The organism is Achromobacter sp. MFA1 R4, assembly GCF_900156745.1.
GTDB lineage: Bacteria > Pseudomonadota > Gammaproteobacteria > Burkholderiales > Burkholderiaceae_B > Achromobacter.
This window is the reverse complement of sequence record NZ_LT707065.1, coordinates 1,697,193-1,714,603: the sequence shown is the minus strand read 5'-3', so window position 1 is coordinate 1,714,603 and position 17,411 is coordinate 1,697,193. Positions and strand designations below refer to the sequence as shown.

Sequence of the window (17,411 nt, the reverse complement as noted above, 5' to 3'; positions counted from 1 at the left end):
CGGAATTCAGGGTGCGGTACGCGTGGCGGCGCCGCGGGCGGCGCAGTGGCGGCTCGCCAGGACGGAGCCCGCTACCGCGAGGACCATGGGGATGAGAAAGGCCGGGTCCACGCGCGTGAACTCCAGGATCAGCACGACGGCGGTCAGCGGCATGCGCATCGACGAGGCCAGGAAAGCGGCCGCGCCGACGACGGCAAATGCGCCGGGCGGCGCGTCCGGCCAGGCCATGCTCCACAGCCCGCCCAGCGCGACCGCCAGCGAGGCGCCCTCGGCGATCGCGGGCGTGAGCAAGCCCCCCGCCGCGCCCGCGCGCAGGCTGCTGGCGACGACGGCCGTCTTCAGCACCGCCAGCGTCGCCGCCAGGGCGATGGTCAGTTCATTGTCGAACGCCAGTTGCGCGGGCCCCTTGCCATTGCCCAGCAAGGCGGGCAGGGTGATCGCCAGCAGGCCGAGCAGCGTGAAATTCAGCAGGCAGGACACCGCCAGGCGCCAGCCTCGGGCGGCCTGGGCGCGCGCCGCGCCGGTCAGCCGCCGGAAGCCGTGGGCGGCCCACCCGAACAGCGGTCCCGCGGCGATGGCCCAGACCACCAGGCCGGGGCTGATCTGCAGGGCCGGCACGGCATACTGGATCTCGTTGCCCAGTCCGGCCCAGGCCACCGCGGCGCCGATGCAGCAGGCCACCAGCGCGGCGACGACCGCAGGCCAGGCGAACGACCCCAGCAGCCCTTCCAGGACGAAAAGCGCCGCGCCCAGCGGCACGTTGTACACGGCGGCCAGGCCCGCGCCGGCGCCGCAGGCGATGACGAGCCGGCACTGCTCCGGCGGCAGGCGCAGCCGCGCCGCCAGCCGGCCGCCCGCGAGCGCGCCGACTTCGCGCGGCGCCACCTCGCGTCCCAGCGGCGAGCCCAGCCCGACGGTCACGATCTGCAGGACCGCGTGCGCCATCGTCGTCGCGGACGGCATGCGCCGGTCGGGATCGGCTACGGCCTGATCGACGCTGACCAGGGGACGGCCGTAGCGGTGGATCAGCCACCAGCCCGCGCCGGCCGCCAGCCCGCACAGCACCAGGGCGAACACGCGGCGCGGCCCGCTGGCGGCCTCTACACCCATCAGGAAGGATTCGTGGCTGATGACGTGGCCGCCGCCATAGCCGTAGGCCAGGTGCTGGACCGTGTGCAGCAGCATGCCGAGCAGCATGCCGCCCAGGCCGGCGACCAGGCCGGTCAGGGCCACCGCGGCAAACAGCCGGGGGCGCAGCCAGGACGGATCATCGGGCGTGGGTTCGTGCATGCCAGGTCGGCTCCCGTCGTTGGGCGCGCCAGAGCATCGGCGCGCTGCGATGGGGCAGTGTAGGGCGCGTTTGCGCCCCGAGGAATGCCCGGCGGGCCGAAACCATACCTATTGGTTAGGCGCTCATCCCGAATTTCCTTGCCAGATCCGATACCCCCGGCGCGGGGGGGCGGCGGATCGGAGACTGCCGGGTTCAGTCCCACTCGGCCGCCAGCCCCTGCGGGCTGACTTCGCGGCCGTTGCGTTCCAGCGCGGCGATCTGCGCCATGTCGTCGTCCGACAGGCGCAGGTCCCGGGCCAGCAGATTGCTCGCCAGATTGTCCCGCTTGGTCGACGACGGGATCACGGCATAGCCCAGTTGCAGCGCCCAGGCCAGCGCGACCTGCGCGGGCGTGGCCACGCGGCGCTGTGCGATCTGGCCGATGACCGGGTCCTTGAGCACCTTGCCGTAGGCCAGCGTCATGTACGAGGTGACGTGGATGCCCTGTTCCTTCAGAAAGGCCGTGAGCGTGCGGTTCTGCAGGTAGGGGCTGAGCTCGATCTGGTTGGTGGCGATCTGCTCGCGGCCCACGGCGGCGATGGCGGCCCGCGTCTGCGCGATGGGGAAGTTGGAAATGCCGATCTGGCGCGTCAGGCCCTGCGCCTTGGCCTCGGCCAGCGCCGTCATGAATTCGTCGACGGAAACGCCGTTGTCCGGCGCGGGCCAGTGGATCAGCGTCAGGTCGACATAATCGGTGCGCAACCGGGCGAGGCTGTCCTTCAGGCTGGGGACGAGCTTGTCGCGGGCGGTGTTCGGCACCCAGATCTTCGTGGTGATGAACAGGTCTTCGCGGGCCACGCCCGATTCGGCGACGGCCTGGCCGACGTCGGCCTCGTTCTCGTAGATCTGGGCGGTGTCGATGGCGCGGTAGCCGACGTCCAGCGCGTTGCGCACGGAATCGACGGCGGCCTGACCCTGCAGGCGGAAGGTGCCGACGCCAAAGGCGGGAATGCTCATGTAAAACTCCTGGGGAATGGGCTGGGCCGGACGGGCGGTGTCCGGGGATGGGCGTAGTGTCGCTGCCGCATCCTTGCGGAAAAAGACAGGTATGGGCGAAATACTTTTGATAAAAATGCAAATATGAAAACCACCCTCGACGAAATGCAGGTCTTCATCGCCATCGTGGACAGCGGCTCGATCACCGCGGCGGCCGATGTGCTGGGGCAGACCGTTTCCGCCACCAGCCGCACCATGAGCCGGCTGGAGGAAAAGCTGCAGACCACGCTGATGCGGCGCACCACGCGGCGCCTGGCGCTGACCGAAGAGGGCAAGGCCTATCTGGAGCAGGCGCGCCGCATCATCGCGTCGGTCGAAGAAGCCGAAGAACTCATGAACCTGCGCCGCAACCAACCCGCCGGGCTGCTGCGGGTAGACGCCGCCTCGCCGTTCATGCTGCATGTGATCGCGCCGCTGGTGCCGGGCTATCGCAAGCGTTATCCGCAGGTGGAGCTGGAGCTCACCAGCAATGAAGGCAATATCGATCTGCTGGAGCGGCGCACCGACCTGGCCTTTCGCATCGGCCGGCTGAAGGACTCGTCGCTGCACGCGGTGGCGCTGGGCACCAGCCGCGTGCGCGTGCTGGCCAGCCCGGGGTATCTGGCGCAGCACGGCACGCCCCGCCGCGCCGCGGACCTGGCGTCGCACGTGCTGCTGGGCTTCAGCCAGCTCGAGTCGCTGAACGAATGGCCGCTGCGGGATGCGGACGGGCAGGCGGTGCACATCAAGCCGCGGATTCGCGCCTACAGCGGCGAGACGCTGCGCCAGCTTGCGCTCAACGATGGGGGCATTGTCTGCCTGTCGGATTTCATGACGCGCGAGGACCGCCGGCGCGGCGCGCTGCAGCCGCTGTTCGTCAAGCAGCTGCTGGAAGTCAGGCAGCCGATCAACGCGGTGTACTACCGGAACACGGCGATCTCGTCGCGCATCAAGTCCTTCATCGACTACGTGGTCGAGACGCTGGGGCCGCGCGGATTCGAGGAATAACGCGGGCGCGTCACAGCAGGCCCGCGCTGCGGGCCCGCGCCACGGCCTGCGTGCGGCTGTCGGCGCTGAGCTTGACGTTCAGGTGGCGCAGGTGCGTGCGCACCGTGCTTTCCGAGACAAAGAGCTGCCGCGCGATGGCGCTGTTGGAATGGCCTTCGGCCAGCAGGCGCAGCACGCGCAGCTCTTTGGGCGTGAGGCCTTCCGCGCCGGCGGCGTCGCGAGCGACGGGGGCCTGCGGCGGCGATGCGGGACCGATGCGGGCCTGCGCCATGTAGCGCCGCCACCAGTCCTGCGCGCCGTCCGAGGCCAGCCATGCGCGGCCGGTCTCGCAGGCGCCATGGCGCTGCATCAGCCCGGCCACGGCCGCGCCCTCGTCCGCCAGCACACGGCACAGTCCTTCGGATTGCGCCGTGTGCAGCAGCGGCGCGAGCTGCGCGGAGGCGCCAGCGTCGTCGCGGTTGCGGGCCAGCGCGACGGCGCGCAATAGCTGCAGCATGTACGCGCGCCGCACGCGCCGCGCCGCCAGCGCCTGCGCGATGTCGGCGTCCAGCTCGCGCAGCGCGGCGGCGGGGTCGCCGTCATAGGCCAGGCAGCGCAGGCGTCCCAGCCGCGGCGTCAGCAGATCGTTGGCGGGCAGGCGCAGCCCTTCCACGCGGCGCCAGAGATCCGCATCGTCGGCGCGGCCCAGTTCGTCGCGCGCGGCCTGCGGATGGCCCTGCATCAGCAGCACCCGCGCGCGCTCCACCCGGGCGCTGGCCGCGATGCGCGGCAGGCGGCGCTGGTGGCCCAGGTATTCCAGTTCGCCCAACAGGTAGAAGGTCTGTTCGGGATCGCCCTCGTGGAAGGCCACGCGCGCCAGCATCACGTAGCCCAGGATCAGGTGGTCCGGCAGCCCGACATCGCGGCCCAGCGGCACGTACACCTGGAGCAGGCGCGAGGCCAGCGCGAGGTCGCCGGTCTCGTAGACCCACGCGGCGTACAGCACGCCCGCCCAGGCATTGCCGTTGGCCTGCCCGTAGGCCCCCTTGCGCGTGGAACGCACCGCCATGCGAAAGCGCGCGCCCGCCTGGCGCATGCGCCCTTCCTGCAGGTCGATGATGCCCTCGACCGCTTCGGAGTACATCAGGTTGAAGCTGCTGGCGCTGCGGCTCTGCGCGCGCCGGGCGGTGTCCAGCAGCGCGCGCGCCTCGTGGTAGCGGCCCAGCACGGCGGTGATGTTGGCCATGGCGTTGGCGAGCGCGGTGTCGGTGAACGACAGCGCATCGCCCAGCGCCGCGATGCTGGGCATGCCGGCGGCGTAAGCCTCTTCCTGCCGGTCCATCATTGACAGCAGCAACGGCTGCAGCGCCCGCACGTGGGCGCGCACGGCGGGGTCGGCGCTGCCCGCCAGCTTCAGGTCCGCCATCAGCAGGGACGCCTCGCTGGGGCCGCGCGTGAAACACGTCGCCCACACTTGCATGGCCTGCAGCAGCGGCCGGGTGGCGAGCACCGCCGCGGGCAACTGACCCAGCCAGCGCGCCAGCAGGCGCATGCGGCCTTCGGCCAGCAGCGTTTCCGCGTGCGCCTGCAGCAGCGCCAGCGCGCGCCCGAAGTCGCCGCCGTCGATGGCGTGGTCGATGGCGGGCACCGGCCTGCCTTCGGCCTCGTACCAGCGCGAGGCGGCCAGGTGCAGGCGGGCGACGTCGCCGGGCGCCTGGGCCCGCAGCTGCGACTGCAGATAGCTGGCGAACAGGCTGTGGTAGCGGTAGTGGCGCTCGTCGGCCGCGGTGCGCGTGAGCAGGACGTGGCCGTTCTCCAGTTGTTGCAGCACGCCGGCGCAATCCATGTCGGGCAGCAGGGCCTGGCAGAGCGGCGCGCTGAGCTGCTTGAGGATGCTGGTGCGCAGCAGGAACTGGCGCAGCGCCGGCGTCTGGCTGGCCAGCACGTCCTGCGCCAGGTAGTCGGCGACGGACTGGTCGCTGCCGGAGAAGCGTTCGATGAAGGCCGCGGCGCTGGGTTGCCGCGCGAGCGATGCGGATGCGAGGCACAGCGCCGCGACCCAGCCTTCGGTCTTGCGATGCAGCAGTTCGACCTCGGCGGGCGTCAGCGCGGGTTGGCGCCGCGCGAAAAAGCGGGTCGCCTCGTCCACGGAAAAGCACAGCTGCGAGGCGTCGATCTCCAGCAGTTGGCCGGCCGCGCGCAGCCGCCCCAGCGCCAGCCCCGGCGTATGGCGCGAGCCGATCAGCAGCCGGCCGTGCGCGGGCAGGCTGCCGATGAGGTCCTGCACCAGATCCAGCACGGCGGGGGCCGTGATGGCTTCGAATTCATCGAGCACCAGCGCAAAGGGCGCGCCGTGCGAGGCCACGGCCTGGACCAGCGCCAGCGCCAGCGTGTCCTCGGAATCATGGGCGTCCGGGCGCAGGCTGGCGCGGCCGGACAGCGCGCCCAGCGCGGCCGTCAGGCAGCGCAGGAAACGGGAGAGGTCATTGTCGGCGCGGTCCAGCGTCAGCCACGCGGTTCGCATCGGCAGCGCCTGCAACCTTGCCTGGCACTGCGCCAGCAGCGTGGTCTTGCCGTAGCCGGCCGGCCCGCGCGCCACCACCACCTTGGGTCCGTCCGGTCGGCAGATCTGCTCACACAGTTCCTGCCGGGCGATCTGGTCGCCATGTGCGGTGGGCGCATTGAGCTTGCCGCTGGCCAGCGCGTGTTCCATCGAGAACGAATGACGCATGAGCTGCCTGTCTGAAGAGTGCGGTCTTGCGTGGATCGGCGCGGGAAAACCCGCGGCGCGCTGGAAAATCGTCGCTTTGGACGACGGCGAAAACGCGTGCCTACGATACAAAAGGACGCTCCCCGGAGCAATACGCTCACCGCCGCAAAGACGGCGTAAACCGATAACGGAGACGAGTCCATGGCAATCCCCAAACTGACGCTCGCGCTGGCGGGCGCGATCCTCGCCGCGGGCGGCGCGCACGCCCAGAACGCGGCGGGTCCCGTGAAGATAGGCATCATGGCCGACATGAGTTCGGCGTATTCGGACATCGGCGGCAAGGGACTGGTCGAGGCCGCCCGGATGGCGGTGCAGGACTTCGGCGGCTCGGTGCTGGGCAAGCCGATCGAGCTGGTCTTTGCGGACGGCCAGAACAAGGTCGACGTGGCCAGCGCCGCCGCGCGCCGCTGGTTCGACCAGGACGGCGTGGACATGGTGACCGACCTGCCCACGTCGGCGATCGCGCTGGCCCTGAGCGAACTGGGACGCGAAAAGAAGCGGGTGATCATGGTGACCAGCGCGTCCACGTCAGAACTGACGGGCAAGGCGTGTTCGCCCTACACGGTGCACTGGACCTACGACACCTACGCGCTCGCCAACGGCACCGGCGCGGCGGTCACGGAACAGGGCGGCAAGAACTGGTTCTTCATGACCGCGGATTATTCCTTCGGCTACGCGCTGCAGGGCGATGCGTCGGCGGTGATCGAACGCAATGGCGGCAAGGTGCTGGGCGCGGTGCGCTCGCCGCTGAACACGCCCGACTTCAGCTCGTACCTGTTGCAGGCGCAAAGCTCCAAGGCCGGCATCATCGGCCTGGCGCTGGGCGGCAACGACGTCATCAGCGCCATCAAGCAGGCGGCCGACTTCGGCATCGGCCGTCCCGGCGGCCCGCAGCGGCTGGTGGCGCTGCTGGCCTTCCTGTCGGACGTGAAGTCCATCGGCCTGCAACTGGGCCAGGGATTGCTGCTGACCGAGGCCTTCTATTGGGACCAGAACGACGCGACGCGCGCGTGGTCGCAGCGCTTCCAGGACAAGGTCGGCCGCAAGCCCACCATGACGCAGGCCGGCACCTATGGCGCCGTCACGCATTACCTGAACGCGGTGAAGGCCGCCGGCACCAAGGATGCCGATGCCGTCATGGCCAAGATGCGCGCCATGCCGATCAACGACTTCATGACGCGGGACGGCAAGCTGCGCGTGGACGGGCGCGTGGTGCGCGACATGTACCTTTTTGAAGTGAAGAAGCCCGCGGACTCCAAGGGCGAATGGGACCTGTACCGGCAGGTGGCGGTGATCCCGGGCAACGTGGCGTTCCGGCCGCTTGACCAGGGCGGCTGCCCGCTCGCCAAGACCGGGGGCGCGGGATGATCAGCTATCAGGTCAGGGCCTTTGGCGAACCGCTGGCGCGCGCGCAGACCCCCACGCCGGCGCCCGAGGGCGGGCAGGTGCTGCTGCGGGTGCTGGCCGCAGGCGTGTGCCACACCGACATCCACACCTGGGAAGGCGCGTACGACCTGGGCGGCGACAAGCGGCTCCGCATGCAGCAGCGCGGCGTCACGCTGCCGCTCACGCTGGGCCACGAGATCGTGGGCGAGGTCGTGGCCACGGGGCCGGACGTCCCCGAGCACGTGCGTCCCGGCCAGCGTTATCTGGTGTATCCGTGGATCGGCTGCGGCGAATGCAAGGTGTGCCGCCGCGGCCGCGAAAACCTGTGCGCGGCGCCGCGCTTCCTGGGCATTTTCCGGCCCGGCGGCTACAGCGATCACGTGGTGGCGCCGCATGCGCGCTATCTCGTGGACATCGGCGACCTGCGGCCCGAACAGGCCGCCCCGTATGCGTGTTCGGGGCTCACGACCTACAGCGCCATCCGCAAGATCCCGCAGGACGTGCTGGCCGAGGAATCGGTGGTGGTGATCGGCGCGGGCGGGCTGGGCCTGATGTGCGTGACGCTGCTGCGCGCGCAGGGCTGCGGCAATGTCGTCGTGGTGGAACCGGATGGCGCGCGCCGCGGCGCGGCGCTGGCCGCGGGCGCGCATGCGGCGGTCGATGCCGGCGCGCCCGACGCCGCCGCGCAGGTGCGGCAGGCGGCCGGCGCGGTGTGGGCGGTGATCGATTGCGTGGGCGCCGCCAGCACGGTGCAGCTGGGCATGGACCTGCTGACCAAGGGCGGCCAGCTCATCCTGGTGGGCCTCTTTGGCGGCGAGCTGTCGCTGTCGCCGGCCCTCGTGCCGATGCGCGCCATCAGCATCGAAGGCGCGTACATCGGCAACCTGGACGAACTGAAGGCGTTGATGGCGCTGGTGCGCGAACGCAAGCCCCGCGCCATTCCCACGACGTGCCGCTGCCTGGACGGCGCGCAGTCCGCGCTGGCGGACCTGGCGGCGGGCCGCGTGGTGGGGCGACTGATCCTCGGCCCCGATGCCGACCCTTCTTCCCGCGCCGTCCCGGCCACCCTTGAACAGGCATCCCCACCATGCAATTGAATCCGGACTCCCATTACACGATGACGCTGAACGGCCGGGCGGAGGTCTCGCCGCAGACCTTCGACGTGCTCAATCCCGCCACCGAGGAACGCATCGCGGCCGCGCCCGACGCGTCGCTCGACCAATTGAATGCCGCCATCGCGGCGGCCCGGGCCGCCTTCGGCCCGTGGCGCAGCCGGCCCATCGGCGAGCGCCAGGCGGCGCTGCGCGCCATGGCCGAGCGGCTGGCGCAGCATGCCGACGGCTTCATGCGCCTCTTGACGCGCGAGCAGGGCAAGCCGCATGCGGACGCGCGGGCCGAGGTTGGCCGCTGCGTGACGTGGCTGCGCGCCTTCGCCGCCCGCGACCTGCCCGTGGAGCGCCACGATGACGGCGCGGGCCATCTGTTCGAGACGCGGCGGGTGCCGATCGGCGTGGTGGCGGCGATCGCGCCGTGGAATTTCCCGATGACGCTCGCCATCTGGAAGATCGCGCCGGCGCTGCTGGCCGGCAACACGGTGGTGCTCAAGCCCTCGCCCTACACGCCGCTGACCTCCCTGAAAATGGGCGAGCTGTTTCGCGACCTGCTACCGCCCGGCGTGCTGAACGTGATCAGCGGCGGCGACCGGCTGGGGCCCTGGCTGACCGAGCATCCGGGCATCGACAAGATCGCCTTCACCGGCTCCACCGCGACCGGCCGGCGCGTCATGCAGAGCGCCTCGGGCCGGCTCAAGCGGGTGACGCTGGAGCTGGGCGGCAATGACGCGGCCATCGTGCTGCCCGACGTCGATGTGAAGGAAACGGCCGCCCGGCTGTTCTGGGGCGCGTTCCGCAATTCGTCGCAGTATTGCCTGGCGACCAAGCGGCTGTATGTGCACGAGTCCATCTACGATGCCTTCGCGGACGCGCTGGCGGGCGTGGCGGCGGGCGTGGTGGTGGGCGACGGGTCGCAGCCCGGCACGGGGCTCGGCCCGATCCAGAACCGCGCGCAGTTCGAACGCGTCAAGGACCTGATCGCCGATGCGCACCGCACCGGCGTGCGCTTTCTGACGGGGGGCGAGGTGCCCGAAGGCAAGGGCTACTTCGTGCCCGTCACCATTCTGGACAACCCGCCCGACGACGCGCGCAGCGTGGTGGAAGAGGCGTTCGGGCCGGTGCTGCCGCTGCTGAAGTACCGCGACATCGACGAGGTGGTCCGCCGGGCCAACGACACGGAATACGGCCTGGGCGGATCGGTGTGGTCGCGGGACGTGGGGCTGGCGCAGTCGATTGCGCGGCGGCTGGAGACCGGCACGGTGTGGATCAACCACATCCACGTCATGTCCCCGGACGTGCCCTTTGGCGGGCACAAGCAGTCCGGCGTGGGCGTGGAGAACGCCCTGGACGGACTGCTGGAATACACCAACGCGCAAACGGTTTCCGTGCCGGTGCCGGTGTCCCGGTAGACAGGACAGGCCGGCGGCGCGGGGCGCGGCGTCACGCCGCGTAGCGACCGGCCTCGCCGTTGCGGCTGGCCGTCGGCCACAGGCGCAGGGCCAGGGCCGCGGCCGCCGCGCCGGCCGCCGTCACCGTCACGCCGGTCCAGCCCCAGTGCGCCAGCGCCAGGCTGCCCAGCGCGCCGCCGGCGGCCATGCCGACGAACACGCCCGTCATCAAGATGGCGTTCAGGCGGCTGCGGGCGGCCGGATCGATGCCGTAGACGATGCTCTGGTGCGCGATCAGCGAGGTCTGGATGCCCAGGTCGAAGCCGACGGCCGCTGCGCCGATCAGCCACAGCGCGGCATGCGCGGGCAGCAGCGGCAGGAAGAACATGGCCGCGAACGACACCATGGTCAGGCCCGCGCCCAGGCTGGCGACGGCCAGCGGCCCCCGCGTATCGGCCACCCGGCCGGCCAGCGGCGCGGCCAGGGCGCCCGCGGCGCCGGCCAGTCCGAATGCGCCGGCCGCGCCCGCGCCCAGATGGAACGGGGCCTCGTGCAGCATCACCGCCAGCGTGGACCAGAAGGCGCTAAAGCCCAGCGACAGCAGGCCCTGCGCGGTGGCGGCGCGGCGCAGGCCGGGATGCTGGCGCCACAGGGTCAGCAGCGAGCCCAGCAGCGCGCTGTACGCCAGCCGCGTGGTCGGCTCGAAACGCGGCAGGCCGCGCCACAGCGCCGCGCCCAGGCCCAGGATGCTCACGGCGGCGGCCGCGAACATCATGCGCCAGCCGAACTGCTCGGCCACGAAGCCGCTGACCACCCGCGACAGCAGGATGCCCAGCAACAGGCCCGTCATGACGGTGCCGACGATCTTGCCGCGCTGGTCGGCCGGCGCCAGGTGGGCGGCGGCCGGCACGATGTCCTGCGCCAGGGTGGCCGACAGGCCGATCGCAAAGCTGGCGGCCAGCAGCAGGCCGATGGTCGGGGACGCGCCGGCCAGCAGCAGCGCCAGGCTCAATACGGCGGCCTTGACCAGGATGATGCGCTTGCGGTCGTAGCGGTCGCCCAGCGGCGCCAGCAGCAGGATGCCGAAGGCGTAGCCCAGTTGGGTCAGCGTGGGTATCCAGCCGAGCGTTTCGGCGCTGGCGTGGATGTCCGCGCCCAGCACGCCGAGCATCGGCTGGCTGTAGTAAAGGGAGGCGACGCCCAGGCCGGCGCCCACGGCCAGCAGGAAGACCAGGCCGCGCGAGAGGGAGGGGTGGGAAGTGGGGGATGACATGGTGGTGTCCGGTGGCTTGAGGTACGGGGCAGATTCTGGGCTTGCCGCCGCGGTTTTGGTAGCCGACCTTCGGGTACATCGGTTATACGATGGTCGTATGACCACACGCGCCATCCCCGCCATCCCCGCCCTTCCCGCCCCGGCCGGCACCGACCGCATGCTGCTGATCGAGACCTTCGTGCGCATCGTCGAAGCCGGCAGCCTGTCCGCCGCGGCCGCCCAGATGGGCGGCACCCAGCCCACCGTCAGCCGCCGCCTGCAATTGCTGGAACGCACGATGGGCGTGCGGCTCCTGAAGCGGTCCACCCATGCCATCCGCCTGACCGAAGACGGCCAGCGCTGCTACGAACGGGGCAAGGAATTGCTGGCCACGTGGCAGTCATTCGAGAGCGAGGTGCGGGGCGCGGGCGATGAGCCGGCCGGGATGCTGCGCGTGGTGGCGCCGCACGTGTTCGGCCAGGACCAGTTCGTCGAGCCGCTGGCCCGGTACCTGAAGCGGTATCCGAACATGCGGGTGGAATGGCTGCTGCATGACCGCATGCCGGACCTGATCGCCGAGAACGTCGACTGCGCCATCCGCGTGGGCGCCGTGACGGACCCGTCGGTGGTCGCCGTGAAGCTGGGCGAGGTGCCGCGCATCGTCGTCGCCTCGCCGGACCTGCTGCAGGGCGGGCCGGTGCCGCAGGACCCCTCGGAACTGGCGCGCCTGCCGTGGCTGGCGCTGCGCACCTTCTACCGCACCGACGTGAGCCTGACGCATTGCGGCAGCGGCGACGTGCAGGGCTTCGACATCCATCCCCGCCTGTCCACCGACGGCTTGCACGCGCTGCGCAACGCGGCGATCCAGGGCCTGGGGGCGGCGCTGGGATCGGCCTGGGCCATGCAGGCGGACCTGGCCGCCGGACGGCTCGTGCACCTGGCGCCGCAGTGGCGGGCGGACGCCCTGCCCGTCTATCTGGTGTATGCGCCGTCGCGTTTTCAGCCTGCCCGCTTGCGCCGCTTCATCGAGATCATGCGCGAACACCTGCCGGCCGAGCTGGAGGCCGGCCTGGCGGGGGGCGGCCAGCCGGTCAGGGGATGATCACGATGGCGCCCGTGACGGTCCGGTCCTGCGCGGCGCGATGCGCGTCCTGGACCTGCTCAAGGCGGTAGCGCGCGCCGATGGCCGCGCGCACCGCGCCGCTGCGCATGGCCTCGAAGACATCGGCCGCATTGGCGCGGAACGTCGCGGGATCCGCGTTGTGCGGAAACACGGACGGACGCGTGAGGAACAGGCAGCCCTTCTTGTTGAGCAATTCGGGGTCGATGGCGGGCGCCGGGCCCGACGCGGCGCCAAACAGCACCACCAGCCCGAACGGCGCCGCGCAATCGAGGGAGCCCATGAACGTGTGGCGGGCGACCGAGTCGTAGACCACGCGCGCCTTCTTGCCGCCGGTGGCCGCGACGACCTGCTCCACCCAGTCTTCCTGCGTGTAGTCGATGGCGGCCGCGCAGCCGGCTGCCCGGGCGACGTCGCATTTCGCGGCGGAACCCGCCGTGCCGATGACGGTGGCGCCCAGCGCCTTGGCCCAGCCGCAGAGGATCTGCCCGACGCCGCCCGCGGCGGCGTGCACCAGCACGATGTCGCCGGGCTGGACCGAGTGGGTTTTCTTGACGAGGTATTGCGCCGTCATTGCCTTGAAGAAGACCGCGGCGGCCTCCTCGTCGGCGATGCCCGGCGGAATCCGCACCAGCTTGGCGGCCGCGACATTGCGCCGGTCGGCGTAGGCGCCGACCCCGGCGTTCATATACACCACGCGGTCGCCGACGCGCAGGTCCGTCACGCCCGCGCCCAGCGCCTCCACCACGCCCGCGGCCTCGTGGCCCAGGCCCGTGGGCGTGGGCAGCGGGTACTTGCCGGCGCGCTGGTAGATGTCGATGTAGTTAAAGCCGATGGCCGTCTGGCGCAGCTGCACGTCACCCGGACCCGGGGGCGCGAGGTCGATGTTGGCCAGCCGCATGACTTCCGGGCCGCCGAATTCAGTCAGGACGATGGAACGGGCTTGCGTCATGCGGTGTCTCCAGGTGATTGCGGGTGATCCGTGGGGGGGCAGGCTCCGCCGGTCAGCCAGGCTGCCGGTCCGCGTCCCTGACCGATTCGTAGACCAGGGTGGCCAGCGTCAGGTCTTCCAGCGCGCTGCCCACGGCCTTGAACACCGTGATCTCGCGGTCATCGCGGCGGCCGGGGCGCTCGCCCGCGGCGAGCTGGTGCAGGTTGCCCTGGATGCCCTCGCGGGTCAGCACGCCGGCCTCGAACGCCGACAGCAGGTCGCCCGCCTTGGTAGGCGCTTCGTCGGTGTCCACGTAGACGGTGGTGCCGGCAAAGCACGCGGGGTCGGTCTCGCGCATCTCGGGCTTGAAGCTGCCGATCAGGTCCAGGTGCGTGCCCGGACGCAGCCATGCGCCGTGGATCAGCGGTTCGGTGGACAAGGTGGCGCAACTGACGATGTCGGCCTGCCCGGTGGCGGCCTGCAGGTCCGTCACGGCCCGGGCGTCGAAGCCCTGTTCGCGCAGACTAGCCGCCAGCGCCTCGGCGCCCGCGGGCCGCACATTCCACACCAGCACGCGCTCGATGGGCCGCACCGTGCGCATGGCCTGCGCGACCAGTCCGGCGATGCGGCCGGACCCGACGATCAGCAGCGTGCGGGCATCGGCGCGCGCCAGGTAGTCCGCGCCCAGCGCCGCCGCGCCGGCCGTCCGGTACACGGTCACGATGTCGCCGTCCACCTGCGCGATCGGCACGCCGGTGGCGGCGCTGTACAGGTTGTAGGTGGCATGCAGGCCGGGCAGGCCCTGGTGGGTGTTGTCCGGAAAGATGTTGATGATCTTGACGCCGAAGTACCCGCGCTCGCTCCACGCGGGCATGATCAGCGAGGTGCCGTGGGCGTTGCCGCACTGGATGGCGTGGACGTGGCGGGCGGGCACCGTGGCGCCCTCGCGGAAGGCGTCTCGCAAGGCGGGGATGACGGCGTCGAAGGACAGGGCGTTGCGGGTCTGGTCGGTGTCGATTAAGCGCATCGGATCGTTGCCTGCGGAGTGGTCAACTGCGGGGTGGTCAATCAGGGAGCCACGGGCAGTCTAGCAGCGCGCAGGGGGCGGCACCCAAAAAAATGCCCGCGATGACGCGGGCAATGGGTCTGTTTCAGGCGGCGTCCGGCATCATTCGGCGTCCGGCCGGGGCAGCGGCTCGCCCGCGCCGGTGCGCTCGACGATCAGCCGGTAGTGCTGCGGGCTGCGGTGCTTGGCGAAATTGAAGACGTGGTCGCGGAAGGTCTGGCCCATGCCCAGGTCGATGCGCGCCGTGATCACCTCGTCTTCCTCGCCGCTGGCGCGGGCCACGATCTCGCCCGAAGGCGCCACGATCATCGAGCTGCCGATCATGTGATGGCCGTCCTCGTGGCCGCATTTGGCGGCCGCGCCGATCCACACGGCGTTCTGGTAGGCGCTGGCCTGCAGCACGATTTCGTGCGTGGTGGTGCGCAGGTGCGCGGGCTCGTTCCAGTGGATGTTCAACGACGGCGTGTTGTAGCCCAGCACGATCAGCTCGGCGCTTTGCAGCGACATGACGCGGTAGGTCTCGGGCCAGCGGCGGTCATTGCACAGGCACATGCCGATCTTGACGTCGTCGGTCTCCCAGACGCCAAAGCCCAGGTCGCCCACCTCGAAGAACTTCTTTTCCAGATGCTGGAACGGGGCATCCACCTTGTGGTCCGAATGGCCCGGCAGGTGGATCTTGCGGTACTTGCCGATGATCCTGGCGCTGCGGTCCACCAGGATGGCCGTGTTGAACTGCCGGCCTTCCGGCGTCAGTTCGGCATAGCCCAGGTAAAAGCCGATGCCCAGTTCGCGCGCCGTGTCGAACAGGGGCTGCACGTCGGCGTTGGGCATGGTCTTTTCGAAATAGCGCTCCACCGCCTCGGCATTGTCCATCCAGTAGCGGGGAAAGAAGGTCGTCAGCGCCAGCTCGGGAAACACGACGAACTCGGCCTTGCGGGCGGCGGCTTCGCGCATCATCTCGACCAGGCGGCGCACGACTGCGGCGCGGGAATCGGCCAGATTGACGGCGCCCATCTGGGCGACGGCCAGGCCCATTTTGCGGGAGGGGGAAGAAGGGGTCACAGGGGTCTCCAGGAGTGCGAATCGCCGGAACCGGGCGAGCGGCGCGCCAGCGCCACCGCCCGGTCGCGTGCGGAACAATGTTGCGTGGCCGGGCGCGCGGTGCGCAGGCCAGGCCGAAGGCGCAAGCATGCCCGGGCGGGGGCAAATCCGATATGGCGGCACGGGAGGGGCGCGCCGCGGCGCGCCGGCGCGTCCCGCGACGCTAAGGCGCTGATCTGCATGGACAATCCCCGCGCGGGCGGCGCTGGCGGCGCGCCTGTGCATAACGCGGGATCATGGGCGTGGTGCAAAGTTTTATATCGGGTTTCCCCGTAGATCGCGCCCTGCGGCGCTTGCCGCGCCCGTGGCCGGGGCTGGGGCGGGCGGACCGGGAAAGCAACAATTGGCACGATTCAGCAGGCGACTTTGCGCTTTTGGGATGTTTCAGTTCCGGTTACATTGACTTACGCGCAGAATTTCCTCGCAACGCGCCGCTCAAGTGTCACCGGTCCCCATGTCACGTTCCAGAATTGCGGCTTTCGTGTTGTTGATGTCGGCGTTTGGATTCCTGGCGGGGGTGATGGCTGGACGCCATATCGAACTGGGACAGGTCGACGACGAACTTGCCGGGCACAATGCCCGGCTGCTGGCGCACGCGCTGCGCGTGGCCCAGGAGGGCAACCGGCTGATGGCCGCGGCCGCCGACCGGGGCGTGCCGTGTTCGGAAGCGGACGTGGCGACCCTGCGCGTCCTGCTTTTCAATGCCACCTACATCCGCGACATCGGCCGTACGCTGGGCGGCATGCTGCGCTGCTCGGCGGCCTGGGGCAGACTGCCGCAGCCCCTGCTGCTGCCGCCGCCCGCGTTCACACTGGCGAACGGGCGCCAGCTCTGGGTAGGTGCCACCAACATTGTCGACAGCCGCATCGTCGGCGACATGGCGGCGTACCGCGACCTTATCGTGTTCACCGCGCCCGACGCGTTCGACGGCTTTCCGGAGCCGGGCTCGGGCATCGATGCCAAGCTCCTGACGCGGGACGGCGCGCACGTCTACCGGCTCTTCGGCCGCGCCAACGACCTGGACCTGGACCTGGCGCGGCAGGACAGCGCAGACCAGGGCTTTGCGCCGGAGCGTCGGGCCTGGGCATGCGCGCCCGAGGGCGGCCCGGATATCTGCGTCGTGTCGCGGCTGTGTTCCGACGCCTGGTTCCAGTTTCCGGCGAGGGTCCTGTCGGTGGCCGGCGCGCTGGCCCTGGCTTTCCTGGCGGGCCTGTGCGTCCTGTGGCGCCTGCATGCGGGCAGCGCCAAGACCGAGCTGCGCAAGGCGATCCTGGGCGGCGACATCCAGGTCCACTACCAGCCGCTGCGCCAGCTCGCCACGCGGCGCCTGGCAGGTTTCGAGGCCCTGGCCCGCTGGCGAGCGCGTGGCCAGGACGTGTCGCCCAGCCTGTTCGTGCCGCTGGCCGAGGCCATGGGCCTGGGCCGCGCGCTGTCGCGGCGGGTAACCTCGCAGGCCTTGCGCGACCTGCACCAGCGCCTGCGCGACAACCCCGAGCTCTACATCAGCATCAACGTGTCGGCGGCGGACCTCAAGGACGCGGGCTACCGCAACTTCCTGATGGACGCCGTGAACGAGCACGGCCTGACGCCCGCCAACGTGGCGCTGGAGATCACCGAGGGCACGCCCTTGTCCGACGGGCACGTCCTGTCGATGATCAAGACGCTGCGCGGCAAAGGCTTCAAGGTGTTCATCGACGATTTCGGCACCGGCCATTCCAACCTGAATTACCTGGCCGAGCTGCAGGCCGACGCGATCAAGCTGGACCGCAGCTTCACGGGCGCCATCGGCGCCGAAGACGCGGGCACGCTGATCGTCGACCACGTCATCAACATATCGCGGGAACTGGGCATCAGCCTGATCATCGAAGGCATCGAAACCGAGGAGCAGGCCAGCTACCTGCTGGCCCGCCAACCCGACGCCGTGGGCCAGGGCTGGTTGTTCGGCCGGCCCGTCCCGCTGAGCGAGATCGTGGCCGATTGACGGCGCCGGCTG

General features: G+C 70.5%; 13 protein-coding genes. 6 read left to right on the top strand and 7 right to left on the bottom strand.

What is annotated here, in order from left to right:
* Nucleotides 1-6 precede the first annotated feature (6 nt).
* Nucleotides 7-1,290, bottom strand: coding sequence for a chloride channel protein (locus tag BXA00_RS07735; RefSeq protein ID WP_076517674.1), 1,284 nt, complete (start codon nucleotides 1,288-1,290; stop codon nucleotides 7-9).
* 193 nt (nucleotides 1,291-1,483) lie between these two features.
* Nucleotides 1,484-2,287 carry a 2,5-didehydrogluconate reductase DkgB gene (gene dkgB / locus BXA00_RS07730; protein ID WP_076517672.1) on the bottom strand — a complete coding sequence of 268 codons (804 nt, stop codon included), beginning with the start codon at nucleotides 2,285-2,287 and terminating at the stop codon, nucleotides 1,484-1,486.
* A 123-nt stretch (nucleotides 2,288-2,410) separates the two neighbouring features.
* On the opposite strand from dkgB, the gene BXA00_RS07725 reads away from it, so the two are divergent.
* Nucleotides 2,411-3,313 carry a LysR substrate-binding domain-containing protein gene (locus BXA00_RS07725; protein WP_076517670.1) on the top strand — a complete coding sequence of 301 codons (903 nt, stop codon included), beginning with the start codon at nucleotides 2,411-2,413 and terminating at the stop codon, nucleotides 3,311-3,313.
* 10 nt (nucleotides 3,314-3,323) lie between these two features.
* Here BXA00_RS07725 and BXA00_RS07720 read toward each other — a convergent pair whose 3' ends face one another.
* Nucleotides 3,324-6,023 carry a LuxR C-terminal-related transcriptional regulator gene (locus BXA00_RS07720; protein ID WP_076517668.1) on the bottom strand — a complete coding sequence of 900 codons (2,700 nt, stop codon included), beginning with the start codon at nucleotides 6,021-6,023 and terminating at the stop codon, nucleotides 3,324-3,326.
* Nucleotides 6,024-6,203: 180 nt separating this feature from the next.
* Here BXA00_RS07720 and BXA00_RS07715 point away from each other — a divergent pair, with 180 nt between their 5' ends.
* Genes BXA00_RS07715 through BXA00_RS07705 form a run of 3 tightly spaced genes read left to right on the top strand, consistent with a single transcriptional unit; the run spans nucleotide 6,204 to nucleotide 9,969 of the window.
* Nucleotides 6,204-7,430: an ABC transporter substrate-binding protein gene (locus BXA00_RS07715; RefSeq protein ID WP_076517666.1), complete on the top strand. Its 1,227-nt coding sequence runs from the start codon at nucleotides 6,204-6,206 to the stop codon at nucleotides 7,428-7,430.
* The gene (locus BXA00_RS07710; RefSeq protein WP_076517664.1) at nucleotides 7,427-8,545 is read left to right on the top strand and encodes an alcohol dehydrogenase; all 1,119 of its coding nucleotides are present in this window, start codon (nucleotides 7,427-7,429) and stop codon (nucleotides 8,543-8,545) included. The genes BXA00_RS07715 and BXA00_RS07710 overlap by 4 nt, the downstream gene beginning before the upstream one ends.
* Nucleotides 8,536-9,969, top strand: a complete 1,434-nt coding sequence (locus BXA00_RS07705) for an aldehyde dehydrogenase family protein (protein ID WP_172805860.1) — start codon at nucleotides 8,536-8,538, stop codon at nucleotides 9,967-9,969. The genes BXA00_RS07710 and BXA00_RS07705 overlap by 10 nt, the downstream gene beginning before the upstream one ends.
* A gap of 31 nt (nucleotides 9,970-10,000) precedes the next feature.
* Here the strand turns inward: BXA00_RS07705 and BXA00_RS07700 are convergent, their stop codons facing one another.
* On the bottom strand, nucleotides 10,001-11,221 hold the full coding sequence (locus BXA00_RS07700) for an MFS transporter (RefSeq protein WP_076517662.1): 1,221 nt from the start codon (nucleotides 11,219-11,221) through the stop codon (nucleotides 10,001-10,003).
* Nucleotides 11,222-11,318: 97 nt separating this feature from the next.
* On the opposite strand from BXA00_RS07700, the gene BXA00_RS07695 reads away from it, so the two are divergent.
* Nucleotides 11,319-12,302, top strand: a complete 984-nt coding sequence (locus BXA00_RS07695) for a LysR family transcriptional regulator (protein ID WP_076517660.1) — start codon at nucleotides 11,319-11,321, stop codon at nucleotides 12,300-12,302.
* Here the strand turns inward: BXA00_RS07695 and BXA00_RS07690 are convergent.
* The 3 genes from BXA00_RS07690 to BXA00_RS07680 form a co-directional block, all read right to left on the bottom strand.
* The gene (locus BXA00_RS07690; RefSeq protein ID WP_076517658.1) at nucleotides 12,292-13,272 is read right to left on the bottom strand and encodes a quinone oxidoreductase; all 981 of its coding nucleotides are present in this window, start codon (nucleotides 13,270-13,272) and stop codon (nucleotides 12,292-12,294) included. The genes BXA00_RS07695 and BXA00_RS07690 overlap by 11 nt on opposite strands.
* Before the next feature lie 52 nt (nucleotides 13,273-13,324).
* Nucleotides 13,325-14,278, bottom strand: coding sequence for an ornithine cyclodeaminase family protein (locus BXA00_RS07685; RefSeq protein ID WP_076517655.1), 954 nt, complete (start codon nucleotides 14,276-14,278; stop codon nucleotides 13,325-13,327).
* Between the two features lie 141 nt (nucleotides 14,279-14,419).
* Nucleotides 14,420-15,352 carry an N-carbamoyl-D-amino-acid hydrolase gene (locus BXA00_RS07680; RefSeq protein WP_076517652.1) on the bottom strand — a complete coding sequence of 311 codons (933 nt, stop codon included), beginning with the start codon at nucleotides 15,350-15,352 and terminating at the stop codon, nucleotides 14,420-14,422.
* A 586-nt stretch (nucleotides 15,353-15,938) separates the two neighbouring features.
* Between BXA00_RS07680 and BXA00_RS07675 the strand changes: the two genes are divergently transcribed.
* Complete coding sequence (locus tag BXA00_RS07675) at nucleotides 15,939-17,399, top strand: EAL domain-containing protein (protein WP_231952226.1); 1,461 nt, start codon at nucleotides 15,939-15,941, stop codon at nucleotides 17,397-17,399.
* The last annotated feature ends 12 nt before the right edge of the window (nucleotides 17,400-17,411 follow it).